The 17843-nt window shown below is 60.7% G+C and carries 11 protein-coding genes; 5 read left to right on the forward strand and 6 right to left on the reverse strand.

Features of this window, described 5'->3' with window-relative positions:
- Window positions 1–78 precede the first annotated feature (78 nt).
- The 3 genes from mnmG to VGN12_29230 all read left to right on the forward strand — a co-directional run bounded on the left by mnmG (window position 79) and on the right by VGN12_29230 (window position 4570).
- Window positions 79–1902: a tRNA uridine-5-carboxymethylaminomethyl(34) synthesis enzyme MnmG gene (mnmG, locus tag VGN12_29220; GenBank protein ID HEY4313569.1), complete on the forward strand. Its 1824-nt coding sequence runs from the start codon at window positions 79–81 to the stop codon at window positions 1900–1902.
- Between the two features lie 440 nt (window positions 1903–2342).
- Window positions 2343–2924, forward strand: a complete 582-nt coding sequence (locus VGN12_29225) for a response regulator (protein HEY4313570.1) — start codon at window positions 2343–2345, stop codon at window positions 2922–2924.
- 275 nt (window positions 2925–3199) lie between these two features.
- A complete protein-coding gene (locus tag VGN12_29230) occupies window positions 3200–4570 on the forward strand; it encodes an ATP-binding protein (GenBank protein ID HEY4313571.1) in 1371 nt (456 codons plus the stop codon).
- Window positions 4571–4626: 56 nt separating this feature from the next.
- Here VGN12_29230 and VGN12_29235 read toward each other — a convergent pair whose 3' ends face one another.
- The 3 genes from VGN12_29235 to VGN12_29245 all read right to left on the reverse strand — a co-directional run bounded on the left by VGN12_29235 (window position 4627) and on the right by VGN12_29245 (window position 8370).
- A complete protein-coding gene (locus tag VGN12_29235) occupies window positions 4627–5388 on the reverse strand; it encodes a BMC domain-containing protein (GenBank protein ID HEY4313572.1) in 762 nt (253 codons plus the stop codon).
- 17 nt (window positions 5389–5405) lie between these two features.
- Window positions 5406–6428 carry a dihydrodipicolinate synthase family protein gene (locus VGN12_29240; GenBank protein HEY4313573.1) on the reverse strand — a complete coding sequence of 341 codons (1023 nt, stop codon included), beginning with the start codon at window positions 6426–6428 and terminating at the stop codon, window positions 5406–5408.
- A 199-nt stretch (window positions 6429–6627) separates the two neighbouring features.
- Window positions 6628–8370, reverse strand: coding sequence for a D-aminoacylase (locus tag VGN12_29245; protein HEY4313574.1), 1743 nt, complete (start codon window positions 8368–8370; stop codon window positions 6628–6630).
- Between the two features lie 211 nt (window positions 8371–8581).
- On the opposite strand from VGN12_29245, the gene VGN12_29250 reads away from it, so the two are divergent.
- On the forward strand, window positions 8582–10078 hold the full coding sequence (locus VGN12_29250; GenBank protein ID HEY4313575.1) for a serine hydrolase domain-containing protein: 1497 nt from the start codon (window positions 8582–8584) through the stop codon (window positions 10076–10078).
- 73 nt (window positions 10079–10151) lie between these two features.
- On the opposite strand, the gene VGN12_29255 is transcribed toward VGN12_29250, so the two are convergent.
- The 3 genes from VGN12_29255 to VGN12_29265 all read right to left on the reverse strand — a co-directional run bounded on the left by VGN12_29255 (window position 10152) and on the right by VGN12_29265 (window position 14818).
- Window positions 10152–11312, reverse strand: a complete 1161-nt coding sequence (locus VGN12_29255) for a TIGR03118 family protein (GenBank protein ID HEY4313576.1) — start codon at window positions 11310–11312, stop codon at window positions 10152–10154.
- A gap of 603 nt (window positions 11313–11915) precedes the next feature.
- Window positions 11916–13325: a PhoPQ-activated pathogenicity-related family protein gene (locus VGN12_29260; GenBank protein HEY4313577.1), complete on the reverse strand. Its 1410-nt coding sequence runs from the start codon at window positions 13323–13325 to the stop codon at window positions 11916–11918.
- A 167-nt stretch (window positions 13326–13492) separates the two neighbouring features.
- The gene (locus VGN12_29265; GenBank protein ID HEY4313578.1) at window positions 13493–14818 is read right to left on the reverse strand and encodes a fatty acid desaturase; all 1326 of its coding nucleotides are present in this window, start codon (window positions 14816–14818) and stop codon (window positions 13493–13495) included.
- Window positions 14819–15315: 497 nt separating this feature from the next.
- Here VGN12_29265 and VGN12_29270 point away from each other — a divergent pair, with 497 nt between their 5' ends.
- Window positions 15316–17826, forward strand: a complete 2511-nt coding sequence (locus VGN12_29270; GenBank protein ID HEY4313579.1) for an alkaline phosphatase family protein — start codon at window positions 15316–15318, stop codon at window positions 17824–17826.
- Window positions 17827–17843 lie beyond the last annotated feature (17 nt).

Genomic DNA, 17843 nt, shown 5'->3' on the forward strand with positions numbered 1-17843 from the left:
AATAGTCGTATACGAACCGCCTATTCCCACCCGCGAGGCCGCTTGTTCCTCCGCCTCTGGGCAAACTATCATGCCTGCATGGCGCATTCGCAGTATGAGTACGACGTTCTAGTGATCGGGGCCGGGCATGCCGGAACCGAGGCCGCTGCGGCCGCCGCACGGTTGGGCGCTAAGACGGCGTTACTAACCACCAACTGCGACACGGTCGGGCAGATGAGCTGCAACCCAGCCATCGGTGGCGTCGCTAAGGGGCAGATCGTACGCGAGGTCGATGCCCTGGGGGGCTTGATGGGGCGGGCCATTGACGCCACGGGGATTCAGTTCCGCATGCTGAATCGCCGCAAAGGGCCGGCCATGCACAGCCCGCGGGCCCAGGCCGACAAGAAGGCCTACCAGCAGGAAATCAAGCGGCTGATCGAAGAGCAGCCCGGCCTCACGCTTCGCCAGGAAGTGGTCGAAGACCTGCTGACCGAACAGGTCGGGGAACGGGAGCGGATCGTCGGCGTCGCGGTGCGAGGTGGAGCAATCTATCGCGCGCAGGCCGTGATACTGACGACCGGCACATTTCTGCAGGCCCTAATGCATACGGGCGAAGCCAAGAGTCCTGGCGGCCGGGCCGGGGAAGGGACAACCACCGGCATCAGCGCCGCGCTAGCGCGGCTGGGGTTTCAGCTAGCGCGTTTCAAGACCGGAACACCTCCGCGGCTGAATGGTCGCACGATCGACTATTCGCGCACCGAACATCAGCCCGGCGATGACGAGCCGCAACCGTTCTCGTTTTTGACGGACCATCTGCCGCAGCAACAACTCCCTTGTTGGATTACCTACACGAACGAGCGCGTACACGATTTGATTCGGGCGAATCTCGATCGGGCACCGATGTACACCGGACAAATTCGCTCGAGCGGGCCGCGCTATTGTCCTTCGATCGAAGACAAGATCGTGCGTTTCGCCGACAGGTCGCAGCACCAGTTGTTTCTCGAACCCGAGGGACGCCACACGCAAGAAGTCTATGTCAACGGCGTCTCGACCAGCTTGCCGCGCGACGTGCAGGACGAAATGTTCCGGCAAATTCCGGGGCTCGAAAACGCCGAGATCATGCGCTACGGTTACGCCGTGGAATATGACTTCGCTCCGCCCGAGCAACTGCAACCAACGCTCGAGACGAAGCAGGTCACCGGGTTGTACTTCGCCGGTCAATTGAATGGCACCACGGGCTACGAGGAGGCCGCCGGACAGGGACTGGTTGCCGGCGCCAATGCGGCGCTGGCGGTGAAAGGAACCGGTCCCTTTGTGCTGGGGCGCGAGCAGGCGTACATCGGCGTACTGGTCGATGACCTGGTTACGCGCGGCGTCGACGAACCTTATCGGATGTTTACCAGTCGAGCCGAGTACCGCTTGCTGTTGCGACACGACAATGCTGACCGTCGTTTGACGCCGCTTGCCCACGAGTTGGGGCTGGTCAACGCAGGACGCTGGCAGCGCTTTGCGCAGAAGCGCGACGAGATCGAAAGAGCCGCGACGTTGCTATCGGCGACAATGTGGGGGCAAGAGCCGCTAGCCAAAGTACTACGGCGAACCGAGGGGGTCTGGGCCGACGTGGTCGAGCGCTTGCCGCAGCTACGCGACGTATCGCCGGAGGCGGCTTACCAAGTGACCTGCGACGTTAAGTATGAGGGGTATCTTGCCCGCCAAGAGGTCGATATCGAGCGGCAGCGCCGACTGGCCGAAAAGCGCATCCCCGACGGCTTCAATTACGATCGGATCGGCCAGCTTCGGACCGAGGCCCGGGAAAAACTGAGCCGCGTCCGACCGGGCAGCCTGGCTCAGGCGAGCCGAATCAGCGGCATAACTCCAGCCGACCTGGCCCTGGTCATGGTTCACCTGGAAGGACGACGGTAGGGTAAAAACAGGGGGTACCGTCGCTCTCCTTACCCTGTCTTCCGGCGCCCCACTCCCAACAGGTCGCGGGCAGGCTGTCGAGCTGCGAAAGCGGCTGAAACATTGCCTGCGGATGTTTCGGCAAAACAATGTAAAGTCATACGGACAAAGAATTTGCGAGGAATATATCAATATTGACTCCATCCGGAAGATGGCTATAATTGGCCCAGATGGCAAATTCGGCAATCTCGGCAGGGCCGGATGAGCTTGTCGAATGCAGAAGGTCTGGAACGTAAAGGATTTACGAATACCGCGTGCTAAGGGCTAGCTGTCGACTAGCGTCACACGGAGGACTAGGTACTCTCACCCTTGCGAGATGCGGCCGCCGCATCCCAGGGGGGCCCGAGAGTCCCGCTGAGACTAGCCTTACCATCGGCTAGGGAGAGGGATGGTTAGCATTTATGAAGACGGTCTTTACGACGGGCGAAGCCGCCAAGATCTGTAAGGTCAGCCAACAGACCATTATTCGCTGCTTTGATTCTGGACAACTTAAGGGATTTCGGGTCCCTGGCAGCCGCTTCCGCCGCATTCCGCGTAACGAGCTATTCTCGTTCATGCGCGATAATGGCATCCCGACCGATGCTCTGGAAAGTGGCAAGCGCAAGGTCCTGATCGTCGATGACGACGAAGAGTTGGTCGAGCTGATCACCGACGTCCTGAACCGGGATGGCCGCTTCGAGGTTCGCAGCGTTAACAACGGCTTCGACGCGGGCATGATGGTCAAGGAATATCGCCCCGACCTGATCGTGCTGGATGTCATGTTGCCGGATATCAACGGCAAGGAAGTCTGCCAGCGCGTACGTGGCGACAGCACCATGGACGATGTGCGGATCATCTGCATCTCGGGCATGGTCGAAGAGGACAAGATCGAAGATCTCCGTGCTTCGGGGGCCAACGATTTCCTCCACAAGCCGTTCGAAGTCGATACGCTGATCGAGCGGATGTGTACGTTGTTGGATATCGAGACGTTGTCGGCCGGCTAGGCCGGACCCGTAGCAATTTGATGGTTGGTTGCTTGTCCGGTGGATCGACCAGTCCGCCGGACACGCCCAGCCTGTGGGGCGGTACGTCCTGTTTGCGTGACGCCGCAATCGGTTGTCGATGCGTCGAGCTTCGGCTGGTGGTCTGCGCCGTCTGGCTGGATTGCTACGGAGTTGCGCGCGCAGGTTGGCATGCCGGTATCGTGTACCGATGCGCTGAGGTGCGACGATTGATTGCACGACTCCCTCCTATTTCAATTGGCACATGGCAGTGCCAATTGCCGTTATCCGAGCCGACCGCGGCCACATTGTTGTCGGTGTTATTGGAGCCTGATTCCGCGATCGCGCGACACGATCTGGCCGAGGGCATCGCACTCGATCCGGCTCTGGCTCTTTGGTCTTCCATTCACCATGCCAGTCGGGCGTCCGCAGATAACGCACCGGCAACGATTCAAAACCTGGCGGCATGGTTGAGTGATCATCTCGGTTCGCTGTTAAGTGGCAACGAAGTTACTGCGGCGTCTGAGACGCTCGCCGTCGCACCGCGACGGCAAGACCTGGCAGCGCTCGCAGCGGCGGATGTCGGCGCCGCGAGTGCGAGCGATTCCGAGTCAGAATCACTTGACGATCCGAGCTATCTCATCAGGCTCGTGCGCGATATATCGCGCGAGTGGCTGATTCTGGAGGGCGCGACGAGCCAGACCTTCGAGACGTTCCCCGGCTGGCTCGGCGCGATGTTTCGCGAGCGCCCGTCGAGCAGCGACTGCGCCGCTGGCACAGCCCAACCCGCCGGCAGCGCGGCCGCAAAGGCGCGGCAGCGCTGGCTGGTCCCGTCTGGATTCGCATCGCAGAATTTTGCAGTCGTCGCCGCGCGCCTGGCATCACTCGAATCGCTACAGGCTACGTTCGAGGAGCGGCTGGAAGCAGAAAAGCTGGCTTCGCTCGCTGAATTCGCCGCTGGCGCCGGACACGAAATCAACAATCCGCTGGCCGTAATCTCAGGCCGCGCACAACTTTTTCTGCGTCACGAGCAGGATCCCGAGCGGCGCCATGAGCTGGCCGTGATCAACGCACAGGCCCGACGAATTCACGAGATGATTGCCGACCTGATGCTGTTTGCTCGCCCGCCCGAGCCCAGGCCGTCGGCCTGTGACGTTACGGAACTGATCGATGCGGTCGTTGGCGAACTCGAGCAGCGCGCCGCGGAGGCAGGCGTTGAATGGGACGTGCGTCTGGCCGAAGATCTGCCCACGATCCATGCCGACAATACGCAATTGCTCGTGGCGTTGCGGGCCGTGTGCGAAAATGCGCTCGATGCCTTGGCTGACCGAGAGAATGGGCGAATCGAGATTGTTGGCGAGCCGGCCGGTTCAACAGATGCCGAGAACTTTGCGATCACGATCCGCGACAACGGCTCAGGCATGTCGCCCGAAGTGCGCCGCCACGCCTTTGACCCCTACTTTTCGGGGCGTGGGGCCGGTCGCGGCCTGGGGAACGGCCTGTCGAAATGCTGGCGGATCGTCACCGGGCATGGTGGAAGGGTCGCGGTCAACAGCAACCCTTCTGGAACGGTTGTGCAAATCCTGATTCCGCTACTCCGTGGTGCGCTCGACCAGACCAACGAGGCAGGTGCCCTGCATAGCGAATGATCCGTCGCCGGACTCCAGTGGCAAAATCCCACCGCGCGAGATCAGCCGAACCGCGCCTACTTCGGCAGTAGCGCCGCCAGGTCGGCGTGCGGACGTGGGATCAGATCGGCCATGATCAGTTTGCCGCCCAGGCGTTCGACGGTTTCCTTGCCGACCGCGATTGCTGCTTGCACGGCCGCTACGTCGCCGCGGATGACGATCGTTACATAGGCTGCGCCGATCTTCTCCTTGCCGACCAACTCGACGGCGGCCGATTTCAGCATGTCGTCGGTCGCATGCAGGGCCGCGACCAGCCCTTGCGTTTCGATCAAGCCGATGGCTTGGGAAGTGCTCATGTGATTCTCCAACGGATGGCGTGAGTCGTAGGAATCCAATAGTGGACTGTAGGCGGGCGGCTGCTCGGCCAGCTTGCGCGTCGCTTCGACGGGGGCTGGCATTACCGTCCAGGTTGCCGCCGTCCCCATCTGTACGGCCAGCTCGGCCCCTTGCACGGCAGCTTCGCGCACATCGGCCGTGCGTCCGATGAGCTTGATGCACTGTACCGGACTGTCGGTACTCTCGATGCCCAGGATGTGGACGCCGGCGGCTTTGGCGCAGCGATCGGCAACTAACAGGGCCGGCGTCAGATTTCCCACCTCGATCAGAGCCAGACTATAGGGTTCAGGCGCGGGGGGAGGAGCGGGCTCAACGGGTTGCACCTCAGACGTCGCGCGGCGCGCGGGAGCCTTGCGCTTTACGGGGCGTTTGACCGGTTTCCGTAGTTGCGCGCCAGCCCGCGTGCGTCCGGCAACAGCAGGTTTGGCTTTCTTACGGGCCATTTTTTATCCGTACTGGGTCAGCTCGAAAGGCCGCGCCGTTTTAGTTCGGCCAGCACGCCCTGAACGATCTGGTTGATCTGCTTGGCATCGTTGCGTCCGGCCGGCGGACAGCCACCGAGCGGTTCGTCGGTGAATCCTTCCTCGGCCAGCAAGCACTGTAGATTCTCGCGCACCACGCCCAACTCGATCTGTTGCCCTTCGGAGAGAGGCTGCCGGCCCGCGCCCGGCTGAAATCCCCGCAGTGTAAGCGCCGCGCGAAAGCCTTCTGGGAAATCGGCCGTGTACATCATGGCGTCGAACAGACGCAGCACTTTGTACTGCAGCTCGCGTGCTTCATCGATTCGTCCGTCGACGGTCAGGTCGAACAGCTTGCGTGTGATCTCCGGAACGACACCGCTCGTGGCATTGGTGCCGCCATCGCAACCAACCAGCAGCATCGGCATCAGCGCCGCATCCCAGCCGGTGAGAAATGCGAAGTCGGGCCGATTCGGTCGCACGGCCGCGATCATGCGGATCATGTGCGGCAGATCGCCTGAGGAATCTTTGATCGCCACGATCTTTTCGAACTCTTCGCTCAATCGCTGCACGGTCGGCACGTCGATCGGCGAGGCGAACATCGGAATGTTGTACAGCGTCACATCGACCGGCGTGTTGCGGCCGATCTCACGAAAATACGCGTACACAGCCGGTGGGCTGAGCTTGTAGTAATAAGGGGACACAATGGCCACGGCCCGCACGCCCAGCGAATGATAGTACTCGCAGGCACGGATCGTTTCGCGCACGTTGGATTCAGCGGCCCCGGCCAGGATCGGCACGCGACCGCGCGTCTGGTCCGCCATGATGGCGATGATTCGCCGGCGCTCCTCGACCGTGAACCGCGTGAACTCACCTGTCGATCCGTTCGGGTAGAGTCCATGCACGCCGCGCTCGATCAACCAATCGGTGTAGCGGCGCAACTCGGGCTCGTTGATTTCGCCACGAGCGTCAAGCGGGACGATATTCGGTGTGAAAATACCGCGAAGGCGATTGTCGCCGGCCATTGGTGCGAGTCTCGTCGGTTGGAGGGCGTGGGTGGGCGAGCGGAGGATGAGGTCCGACTACGTGCGAAGCCCAGCCCGCAGGGCACGGCCACGGCCGGCCGGGATGACGCAGCATGAAAGCTTAGCCCACGGGTAAGCCTTGGGAAGGGGTGCATTAACCGTGGGGTTTTTACCCGGGGTTTAGCCGCCTCGGGACGGGTTATCCTTTCTTCCTGCCGCGGCCCCACACCGCTCGGCCGGGGGTGGCGCCGGTGTGCTCCCCCTCGGCCAGAACCTGTGTGCCGTTGACGAAGACGTGCAGCATACCAGTGGAATATTGATGCGATTCGGGATAGGTCGCGTGGTCTTGAATCTTGGCTGGGTCGAACACCACGACGTCAGCCAAGTAATTGGGACGCAACAGCCCTCGATCGCGCAGCCCCAGGTTCTCGGCCGGCAGCGAGGTGAGCTTGCGAATCGCCTCGGCCAGCGGAATCACCTTTTCGTCGCGAACATATTTGCCCAGTAGCTTCGCCACGTTTCCGTAGGTGCGGGGGTGCGTGTTCGATAGCATGAACGGCCCCTCGGGCGCTTCCGACGGAGCGTCGGACCCAAAGCTCACCCACGGCAGCGCGATGTTGCGCTTCACGTCTTCCTCGTCCATCATGAAATACACGGTGTCGACGCGGCTGTCGTCCTCGATCACCAGGTCCATCGCGGTTTCCTCGGGCGACGACTTGCGGCGTGCCGCGACCTCGGCCAGCGTCTTGCCCGTCAGGTTCTTAAGCGCCGGGTTCTTAAAACCCAACAGCAGCACGCGCTCGGGCGAGCCGGCCGCCAGCAATAAGTTTTCCCATTGATCACTGGGCGTGCGCATCTCGGTGACCAGGCGGGCACGAATCTGCGGTTCGCGCATCCGGGCGATCCATTGTTGCAGCCCTCCCTCTTGCACCCACGGCGGCATCGAACCATTCAGGCCGGTCGAGCCTGCTGTGTAGACGTACATGTCGGCTGTGATGCGCGTGCCTGCGGCGCGCGCGGCTTCGACCCTCTCGATCACGCGCGGGCGCTTCGACCAGTTGTCGCGACCGGCCGCCTTGAGGTGATAGATTTCGGCGGGCAGGTGGGCCTCGCGCGCGATGTGAATCAATTCGCCGACCGCCTCGAGCAACTTGTTTCCTTCGCTGCGCATGTGCGAGATGTACATGCCCTGGTATTCGGCCGCCACTTTGCACAGCTCGACCAGTTCGTCCGTCTTGGCATAAAAGGCGGGAGCGTAGATAAGGGACGAGCCGATGCCGAGCGCCCCCTCCTCCATCGCCTGCCGCACCAGTCCGCGCATCTGATCCAGCTCGACCGCTGTCGGAGCGCGATCCTCGTAGCCCAAGGCGTGGATGCGCAGCGTGGTCGCGCCGACAAACGACGCCACGTTGCACGAAATGCCGCGGCCGACCAGGTATTCGAGATATTCGCCAAGCGTCGTCCAAGGAATCTGATACTTGATATCGGCCTGACCGTCGGCCATGTCCTTTTTCATGCGGGCGTTCAGGGGGCCCATCGACCAACCTTCGCCAAAGACCTCAAGCGTCACCCCTTGCCGGATGTCGCTCTGCGAGCGGCCGTCGTGCAACAGCGAGACCGTGGCCCAGGAGAGCATGTTGATAAAGCCAGGCGCCACGGCCATACCTCGCACGTCGACTTCACGTTTCGCCCGAGCGGTGCGCAGGTCTCCGACGGCGGCGATGCGATCACCGACGATCGCCACGTCCCCGACGCCCGGTTGATTGCCCGTCCCATCGTAGATCGTTCCCCCGCGTAAAATGACGTCGAACTGCGGAGCGTTAGTTGCCGCGCGGGGCGCCGCATCCGGACGAGTCTCGCGGCCTGCGGGGGGTTGCTCGGCACGCGTCACGGTTTGTGCGAGCAGCAGGAACGTCAGCGCCGGAAAGAGCCAGCGAGGCATAGCAATGATCCCTCTTCGGAAACCAGATAGAAGATATTCTTGCACTCGGCGAATCCTGGTACGAGTCCGCCCGCGCGCCGGAGCCACTATATCACGCCGGAATTCCGTTCGCGATTCGACAGACAGTCTGCGGGCGATTAAAGTCGTCAGCGGCGTGACGATCGCTCGTCCCGAACGCACGGAAACGCGACGCTCAGGAGATTACAAGACTATGCAACGATACTGGCGTCATGTGTTGTGGATGGCCGTGGCTGTCACGCTGATCGCCCCGGTGGTGGCCGATGAATTCGACGGTATTCGGGCGCGCATCCCCGTAGAGCTAGCCAAACGCGGCACGGCGTCGTTGGCAATTGCCGTGGCGCGCGACGGGAAGATCGTCTGGGAGCAAGGCTTCGGCTGGGCCGATCGCGAGAATCGCGTGCCGGCCACTGAGCACACGATGTATTCGCTGGCATCGATCTCGAAGCCTGTCACGGCTACCGGGTTGACTGTGCTCGCGCAGCGCGGCAAGGTCGATCTCGACAAACCGATCAACGACTACCTGGGCGAGGCGAAACTCGTAGCCCGGGTCGTGAACACAGCCGATGCGACCGTACGGCGCGTGGCCAATCATTCGGCCGGTTTGCCACTGCATTATCAGTTCTTTTACGCCGACGAGCCGTACCATCGTCCGTCGATGGACGAAACGATCCGCCGCTATGGCAATCTGATCACGCCGCCGGGCGAGCGCTATCAATACTCGAACCTGGGTTACGGCGTCATCGATTACGTCATCTCGCGCAGCGCGAGCAAGCCATTTGCCGACTTCATGCGCGAAGAGGTTTTCCTGCCACTCGGCCTGACGCACATGTCGGTTGACATCGGTGCGGGATTGGAGAAGTTTGCGGCCGTACGTTACGGAACGGACGGCTTGCCTATTCCGTTTTACGACTTCGACCATCCGGGGGCCTCGGCCATTTTCGCAAGCGCTCACGACCTGGTTCGCTTTGGCATGTTCCACGGGGGCGATCGACAGCCGGATCAAAAGGAGATCATTACCGACGAGTGGCGCAAGAAAATGCAGGAGCCCACGTTCGAAAGTGGCAAGAACCAGCATTACGGCATCGGCTGGGTTATCGACAAGGACCCGCAGGGTGAAACACGCGTGTCACACTCCGGCGGCATGGGGGGCGTCAACACGCTGTTGACTCTGGTTCCGGCCAAGCACGTGGTGGTCGTGGCGCTGGCGAATGCGAACTCCCCCCTCCCCTTTTCGCTGTCGAAGGAGATTCTCGACATCCTGTTGCCACCGCCGGCTGGCGCGGAGAAGAAAGAGGAAGGGTTGCTGTTTAGCGCGCCCTCGGGCGACAACGCCAAGGAGTTGGCTTCGCTCGCCGGCACCTGGAAGGGGCAGGTACACACCTACGAGCGTGACTTACCGATCACGCTCACCGTGCAGGCCGATGGTGACGTGCATGTGAAAATCGAGGGCCAACTGGAAACGCTGCTGGACCATCCACGTTTTCACGACGGCTGGTTGCGTGGGCGTATGAACAGCGATCTGCGTACCGACGATACCGCACGGACGCCCTACGATCTGCAATTGGAAGTGAAACTGCGCGACGACTCATTGGTGGGCTCACTGATTGCTATGTCACGGCCTGGCAAGCGCGTCGGAAACGCGCTGACGCATTGGATCGAACTCCGGAAGTCATCGGACAAAGAGTAGCGCGGCGGTGAATCACCAACCGCGCTACTCCGGGCACTCCCCACGCACTCTCTGTGACGTGGATCGATCACGATCATTTGCTGCGGCTGGCGCGGCGCCGGTGCATGTGTACGCCTAGTAGCGTACAAGCCGACAGTGCGGCCATGACGAGTGTCGAAGGCTCGGGCACGGCCGAGATGCGCCCGTACAGACCGCCCGCCTCGCCACCAGGCCCGGATGTGAAGAAGAGAGCATTCGTGTCCTGGCCGAAGAGGCCGTTGCCGAATTGCATTCCCCACAGCCCATCCATTACGAGCGGGTTGCCGTTTTTGTCGTCAACTGTTCCTAGCAGGGCGCCGGTCGTCGGGTCATAGGCGTGGATCGTGCCGTCGCCGAAATTGCCGACCAACAGGTCGTTGCTCAGTGCGCCAAAATTCGCCGGCGCCATCGCCAGACCCCACGGAGAATTCAGGGCTCCGCCTGCAACCAGATGATGCAACAGGTTGCCAGCCGTATCGTAGACATCGACGAAACCATTGCCTGGCCCGGCGACGTCATCATGGGCATTTGCGTCCTGCTTGGCATAGGTCACATACAGCAGGTTGCCGATGTTCTGAATACCGAACGGCGCGAAGCCGGCCGGAATGTTCGGATCGGTGAACGAACCGGCGGGCGTCACCGGCGTGAACGAACTGTTGAAGACGTCGATGCGATTGTTGTGGAAATCGGTTGCGTAAATGAACTGCGCACTATTGTTGGTGCCGATCGCCAAGCCTTTGAAGACGGCGCCTGTGGATGAATCGTCAACGGCGACGTGCGCGACGGTCGACGGGGGCGGCAGAGGAACCGTAGGGGACCAACCAGAAATCGTGCCGTCCTCGCTGGCGAAGATGAAGGCGCTCGCTCCTGAATGCCCCTGCCCGTCGCTGACGACAAAGCTGTTCGATCCGTTGAAGACGATGCCCGTCGGGTCGGCCGGACCATCACTGCCGGGAACGGCAACCACCAGGGATTGCGCCACGCCTGATCCGTCATACAGCGTCGACAGGCCGGTGCCGTTGTCGGCAACCCAACTGAACCCGGTCGGATTGAAGACGAGCCCCCAGGCGTTGACGAGATTGGGATCGGTATGTGCCGCAGGCACCGAACCATCGGATACCAGGTTGGCCACTTGATAGCCTGTGTCTGCGCTTGCCTGAGTGAAAAGACCGAATAACAAGGCCGAACAAAAAGCGGTCGCAAATTTGTAACGCATGGTGTTCCTCAATGGGCGTTGAAAAAGGCAACAACTCGACGTGCGAGTCGTTGCGTGGGAAGCGATGCCGCGAGCCGTGCTGGCTCAACCTGCGCGGACGTGAGTGCGCCGCTGTCTTGCCTGGCTCCCTGCGCCGAATGAGCCAACCGCCAGTAAGAAGTGCGCAAAATGAGCGCACGATACGACCAACGGGCCAAGCGTCATGGCGTGAGAGTCAGCACATGAGAGCCACGAAGAGCATTCGCAGGCGATCGCCCGAACTCTTCCGAGGCAGGCGTGTGTCGTGCAGTAGCGATTCCTCACGCAACGTCACGAAGAATGATGCCGCGGAAGTCCGGTCAAACGTGGGCCCGAAGGCGCCGCGAAATTGACCACCCGGGGCTTTCGGCGCACAGCGAGATGCGCTGCGCAACGACGCAGGGAAGCTCGAGTAGCGCACCGTTCTCGCTAGCGCGCCGGAGCCGCGGGTAAGTGTCGCTTGCTTGCGGGAGTCGCAAAGACACTGCCTAAAATACGCCGCGACTTTGCAGGCAGATTGCCACGGAAAAGGAAATTTCAGCGGGCGCCCTTCAGCGACCGCAGCCCTACCAAGTGTTCGAACGGCTACTTCTTCTTAAAAGCGTCCTCGAACTTGAACGGCAAGATGTCCGGCACCACGCTCACTTCGGTCGTGAATTTGAACGGGTAACGGCCACCGCTGGGGTAGACCAACTCGACGAAGAACGCCGTGAATCCCTTGGCTGGCTTGGCGACGCGACCAGTGTAACTCCCAGGCTTATCTGCTGGCAGCGGTGTCGATGTCCAGGCCTTGCCGATCGTATCAACGCGGAAATCGCGCGCGTCGGGGTTCGTGGCCTGCCACAGATTCACCTGCTGCGGAGTTTCAGGCGCGGCAACAATCAGCGTACCGTCCTTGTCTTTCGTCCAGGTGAATTGCGGCCGCGGACGCTTGCTGAGGATCGCCTGATAGAACGCTTCGAGGCTTTCCCGCGCATCGCTTCCCTCGAGATTGTGCTTCGCATTCGGGACGTAACGCAGATGCTTCTCTTCGGGAAGCTCCGCGTAATAGAACTGTGAATTGTCCGGCAGGAAGAACTGATCGCCCGAGGCATTGATCAAATACTTGGGAATCTTCAGCCGGGCACGATCACGATAGTTATAGGGATCCTCGATTTGCAGCACTTCGCGATATTCGGGCGTGCCGACTTTGTCGGGAAAGACCTTGTGGCGGACGTAATCCCCCAGCGCCGGCGAGAAGAAACCGTACGCCTCGTAATGGTGACGAGTGATGACCTCGGAATTCAGGGCGTCGATCACCAGCGGAATGATGGCAACCACGCGATTGTCCATCGCGCCCACGAGCCAGGTCGTCCAACCGCGCTTCGAGCCACCGGCGACGACGAAGTGCTCGACCTTTTGCTTGCCTCCTTCGTCGGAGGCCAGGAATTGTTGTACGGCGTCCATCGCGCGGATGCCGCTTTTGACCATCGCCAGCCGCACCAGCCACGTCTCGTCGTGGGTGTTGATGTACTTGATGCGCGTATAGGCAATCAGGTCATCCTCGGATCGGCCGGCTTCTTTCGAGTCGGCGAAGAACAGCGGCTGATTCGGCACTTGCCCTAGCTCGGCCACCACGGTGTTGGTGCCCAGCGCCAGGTTCACAACTCGTTCGGGCGCAGCCTGGGGAATATCTTCACCGTTCTTGCCGCCACCGATATAGAGAAACGCCGTGTCGCCGGCCGCCTTGTCCGGCTTGACGATCGACAGCCAGTGCTTCCAGACTGGGCGATCAACTTCGTCGGCCGAGCGCCAGGTTTGCGACGTCAGATCGATAATGTACGTCGTGTAGCCATCCCCCGGAATGCGGGCCGCCACCTTCCAGGCGAACGCGGGATCGGCCTTGGTCGTGTACCGGTCAAGCGCGGTTTCGGCCGCTGGGGTCGCTTCGGAAAGAACTACCATGACAATCGCCAGGGCCAAGCCCGTCACCTTCCGCGCTAAGCTGGTCGCCATGTTTTCCGCCTCCAGAGATTCTTGAGCTCGTTCCTCGGCAAAGTCGAGCGAGGAAAAGCCGCGTTCCGCGAACGCGACTTCTGCGGACCGAACTACGGATCGAACAGGGCCACGGATTGGTCCGTGGCGGCGGACAATGGAAATTCGCAACCTTACCGCCACCGCGGCTAGACCGTCAGCGCACTTTCCGCCGAGGAATGTTCGTCCGCGGATTCGTCCAGCGGCTCGCGGGTCGGCACTCGCAAGACTTCGATACCGGTCAGGGCGCCGGGCTTACCGCGCACTACCAGCCCGTGGCATTCGACAACGTGCTCGGCATACTCCTGGTTTTCTTGCTTGAGGAGCTCGTGCAATCGTGGCAGGTTGTAATGAGGCACCGCCGGATAGAGGTGATGCGTCAGGTGCGCATCCTGGCCGTAGACGAACATCGCCCAGCGGATGAACGGGTGGCAGAATACGACCCGGCTGTTGGTCAGCTTGCCATCGTCGGCGTTGGCGTGCTGCACCAGATCTCGCAACAGCATCAGGTACGGGAAGCTCGTCCCCAGCGGGAGCACCCACAACAGCCAAAAGTAAATTGCGTAGTTCGTGCCGGTGAGGTACAGCGGAACCGAAATAGCGGTTTGCAGAATCGTCAGCGACGCCAGCCGCAACATACTAGTTATGCGCACCGAGTAAACCGGTTTCAGCTTCGATTGAAAAAAGTACGACTCGGGCAGGAGCCAGACCACCGCGCAACCAGCGCACCAGAAGGCCACCGGCGCCACGGCCAGCAACCATGCCGGCCCCGTGAGTCCGACAGTACCGACGCCGATCGCCATCACGGCCACATAGCCTAGTCCCAGCCAGGTAGCCGGCCGGAAATTGCGAACCGTCTTTCCCGGAAAGCGTGGGCGTGCGTCGTCGAGCTCGTAGGGATGGACTCCGTTGCCGAGCGCGTTGACGTAAATCATGTCCCACGTGTAACGCAGCAGCGTCGGCGGCCAGAGCAAGTGCATCGCGAAGTTCTTAAAGACCTCCCAGGGGGTCATGGGGAAGTCGGCCATGCGGCGTGTCTCGGCGACGTTCAAGATTTCCGGGTCACGATTCCAATCGTTCGTATGTTCGTGATGTCCGAGATGAATCTGACGATACTGCTCGGTGGTGGTAAAGATCGGAATCATGCAGAAGACGTCGGACACCAACTCGTTGAGAATCCGATTCTTCATCAAGATGTAGTGCGCACCCTCGTGCCCCATGCCCGCCAGGCGATGCTGGCAGGCGCCGATCAAGAAGATCGAAATCGCGACGATCGGCACGAGCGCTGCCCAGGGAACGCCCCACGCGGCGCGGTTCTGACAAACCGCGATCGTGCCGACCAGCAGCGTGATCAGCACGGCGTAGTCGGCGGCGATGTAGAGGAGATTGGTCCAGTTGTTGATGTAGCGCAGCGGATGAATCTTCGCCGCAAGCTCACGATCGTTCAACGTCCGGCCCAGCTTCTTCGCTCGCATAGCGCAACGATTCCTTTTCAGAAAGCTCGACGCGGTCACCGTTTAGTTCCGCACAACCAGCCGACGAGCAAATCCGTATCACACCCTCGACGAAACGCCCCCCTATTTAAAGGCACCGGGGTGATTAATTGAAGGGGCAAAACGGCCACTGGCCGTTGGACGCTCATCCCGAGGGCGCGGCGAGCGGATCACTTTTTTAATTCGTCCTCGGCCGTACGCCGACCGTAGTTCCGCGCCGAGCAATCCGGCTGGCCCTGGCGTGCCGCTCGTAGCGAGATTTCCCGCCACGCGGGTGGCGGAGAATACGTGAGCGCCCGAATTCAGATGACAACCTTTTTAGCCTCACTCCGCCGGATTACTGTTCTTCTTATGCCCAAAAAGGGTCATTACATGGCACTGGCCGGGGGCGACACGTCTGGAGTAGTTGGTCATGCGGCGACCAGCTAGGATAACGTCCCGCACACCCCATGGTGGGGACCGCCGACAGGAGAATCGTAATGCGACAACAATCCGCCGCCGTGACGTACTTGAGAGCTCTCGGGGTATTGATCGCCTTTTCGACTCCGTGCGTGGCGGAGGAAGCCGTGAACCCGACGCCTCACTTCGCTGGAAAGACGGACGACGGTTACCTTTTGCCCAACGGCTGGACGCTGACTCCCGTGGGGCAGCAAGTCACGCTGACGGACATGCCGCTTTCAATCATGCCGCTCGCGGACAGTCGACACGCACTGGTTGCCAGCAGCGGGTACAACCAGCATGAACTGTGTTTGGTCGATCTAGTGGAAAGGAAGATCGTTGACAGCGAACACGTTCGGCAAAGCTGGTATGGCTTGGCCGCAAATGCTGCACAGGATCAAGTGTGGTGGTCCGGAGGCGGTGCCGACATATTGCATGCCTATGCGATTAAATCGAATGATCTGTCCCGCACAAGCGCTGATGAACCAGATGAGTCTAAGCAATCACGCGAACAGCGGCGTGCCGACCGCCGGTTTCGTAGCGGAGTTGCCTTGTCGGTTGACGGCCAGAAACTTTATTCGCTCGACATCAACTCCGGTTCGTTGCGCGAAATCGACCTGAGCGGCAAGGCGGAAGATCGCGTTTCAAAAATCGGCAATCGACCGTACGACGTAGTAATGGCCCGAAACGGATCACGACTGTACGTTTCGGACTGGGCGGATCGTAAACTGCTAGCCATTGATCCTGCAGACTTACGCGTCGTGGCTCGCATTGGCACGGGCGAGCACCCGAATCAATTGGCGCTACACCCGCAGGACGATCGGCTGTTCGTCAGTTGTGCGTCGAGCAACTGCGTCTCGGTCGTGGACACGCGCCGCGGCGTAGTGACCGAAACGATCATGACGACTCTATTCCCGAAGGCGCCGGAAGGAAGCACGCCGGACGCCGTTGCTGTGTCGCCGGATGGCGAAACATTATTCGTCGCGAATGCCGACAACAATTGCATTGTGGTTGTCGATATTGAAGAGCCGAACGAAAGCCAGGTGAAGGGCATGATCCCTACTGGTTGGTACCCCACGGCGGTCGCCATAACGCCGGACGGCAAGAACCTGCTGGTGGGCGTCGGGAAGGGAAATCAAACCAAACCGAATCCGATACCCGCGCAACTCGCGCCCCAAGACAAAGACCAGATCGAACGACGCAGTCTGCCGTACCCGTACATCGGCACGACGTTGTCTGGCGCGCTGTCGATCGTTCCGCTGCCTGATGATGAAGAGTTGGCCGCTTACACGGAACGGGTCTATAAGAACTGCCCCTACTCGGACAAGCTTTTGGCCGGCGCTGCGAGTGAAGCCAAGACGGCGATTCCGACAAAGGTCGGCGACCCGTCTCCCATCAAGCATGTGATTTACATCATCAAGGAGAACCGCACCTACGATCAGGTCTTTGGCGACATGGCCGGCTCGAATGCCGACCCGTCGCTCGTCATGTTTGGAGAAGATATTTCGCCCAATCACCATCAGCTAGCCAGGGAATTCGTCCTCCTGGACAACCTTTATTGCAACGGCCAGGTGTCGCGAGATGGGCACCCGTGGTCGACGATGGCATATAACACCGACTACGTCGCCCGCGATTGGACGTTGACGTATTCCGGACGCGAGGGAGTCGAAGATGACGACGACGGAGACTTGTCGAACGCCCCCAGTGGATATATCTGGGACGCTTGCGCCCGCGCAGGTCTGACGTATCGAAGTTACGGCGAGTACGGGCGCCGGGTCAGCCAGCCTGACGGTTCAGTGCGTGTGGAGGGAGCCGTGCCAGGATTGACTGGGCACATGTGCCCCGACTACGGCGTACCAAAAGCAGTCGGCCAACGCTCCCGAGACACGGACAACGTGGAGACTTTCCTGCGCGAGTTTCGCGAATTCGAGCAACAGGGAAATTTGCCAAATTTCATCGTCATGAGCCTGGGTGAAGACCATACCTCGGGTACAACGCCGGGTGCGTTTACGCCGCAGGCGTGCGTTGCGAGCAACGACCTAGCGCTTGGCCAACTGGTCGAAGCAGTAACACAAAGCAAGTTCTGGCCCACGACGGCAATCTTTGTCATCGAGGACGATGCTCAGAATGGCCCGGACCACGTCGACGCCCATCGTACGATCGGCCTGGTGATAAGCCCCTACACGAAGCGTAAGCATCTCGACAGCACGCAGTACACAACCGTGAGTATGCTGCGGTCAATCGAATTGATCCTAGGCTTACCCCCCTTGAGCCAATACGACGCTGCGGCAAACCCGATGTACGGCTCTTTCACAGATAAGCCTAATCCAACGTCGTACAAGCACCTGCCGGCGCGGTATGACCTGAACGCAAAGAACACGGCACTTTCCTACGGGGCCGAACGTTCGAGCAAAATGGACTTCAGCGAATACGACCGAGTCAACGACTTCGAGTTGAACGAGGTCCTGTGGTATGCCGTGAAGGGAGAAAATGCCCCCTTACCACCAGCCGTGCGGCGAGCGATCGCTTATCGCGGACCGGGCACGAGATAGCTAAGACGAATCGGCGA

The organism is Pirellulales bacterium, assembly GCA_036499395.1.
Taxonomy (GTDB): domain Bacteria; phylum Planctomycetota; class Planctomycetia; order Pirellulales; family JACPPG01; genus JACPPG01.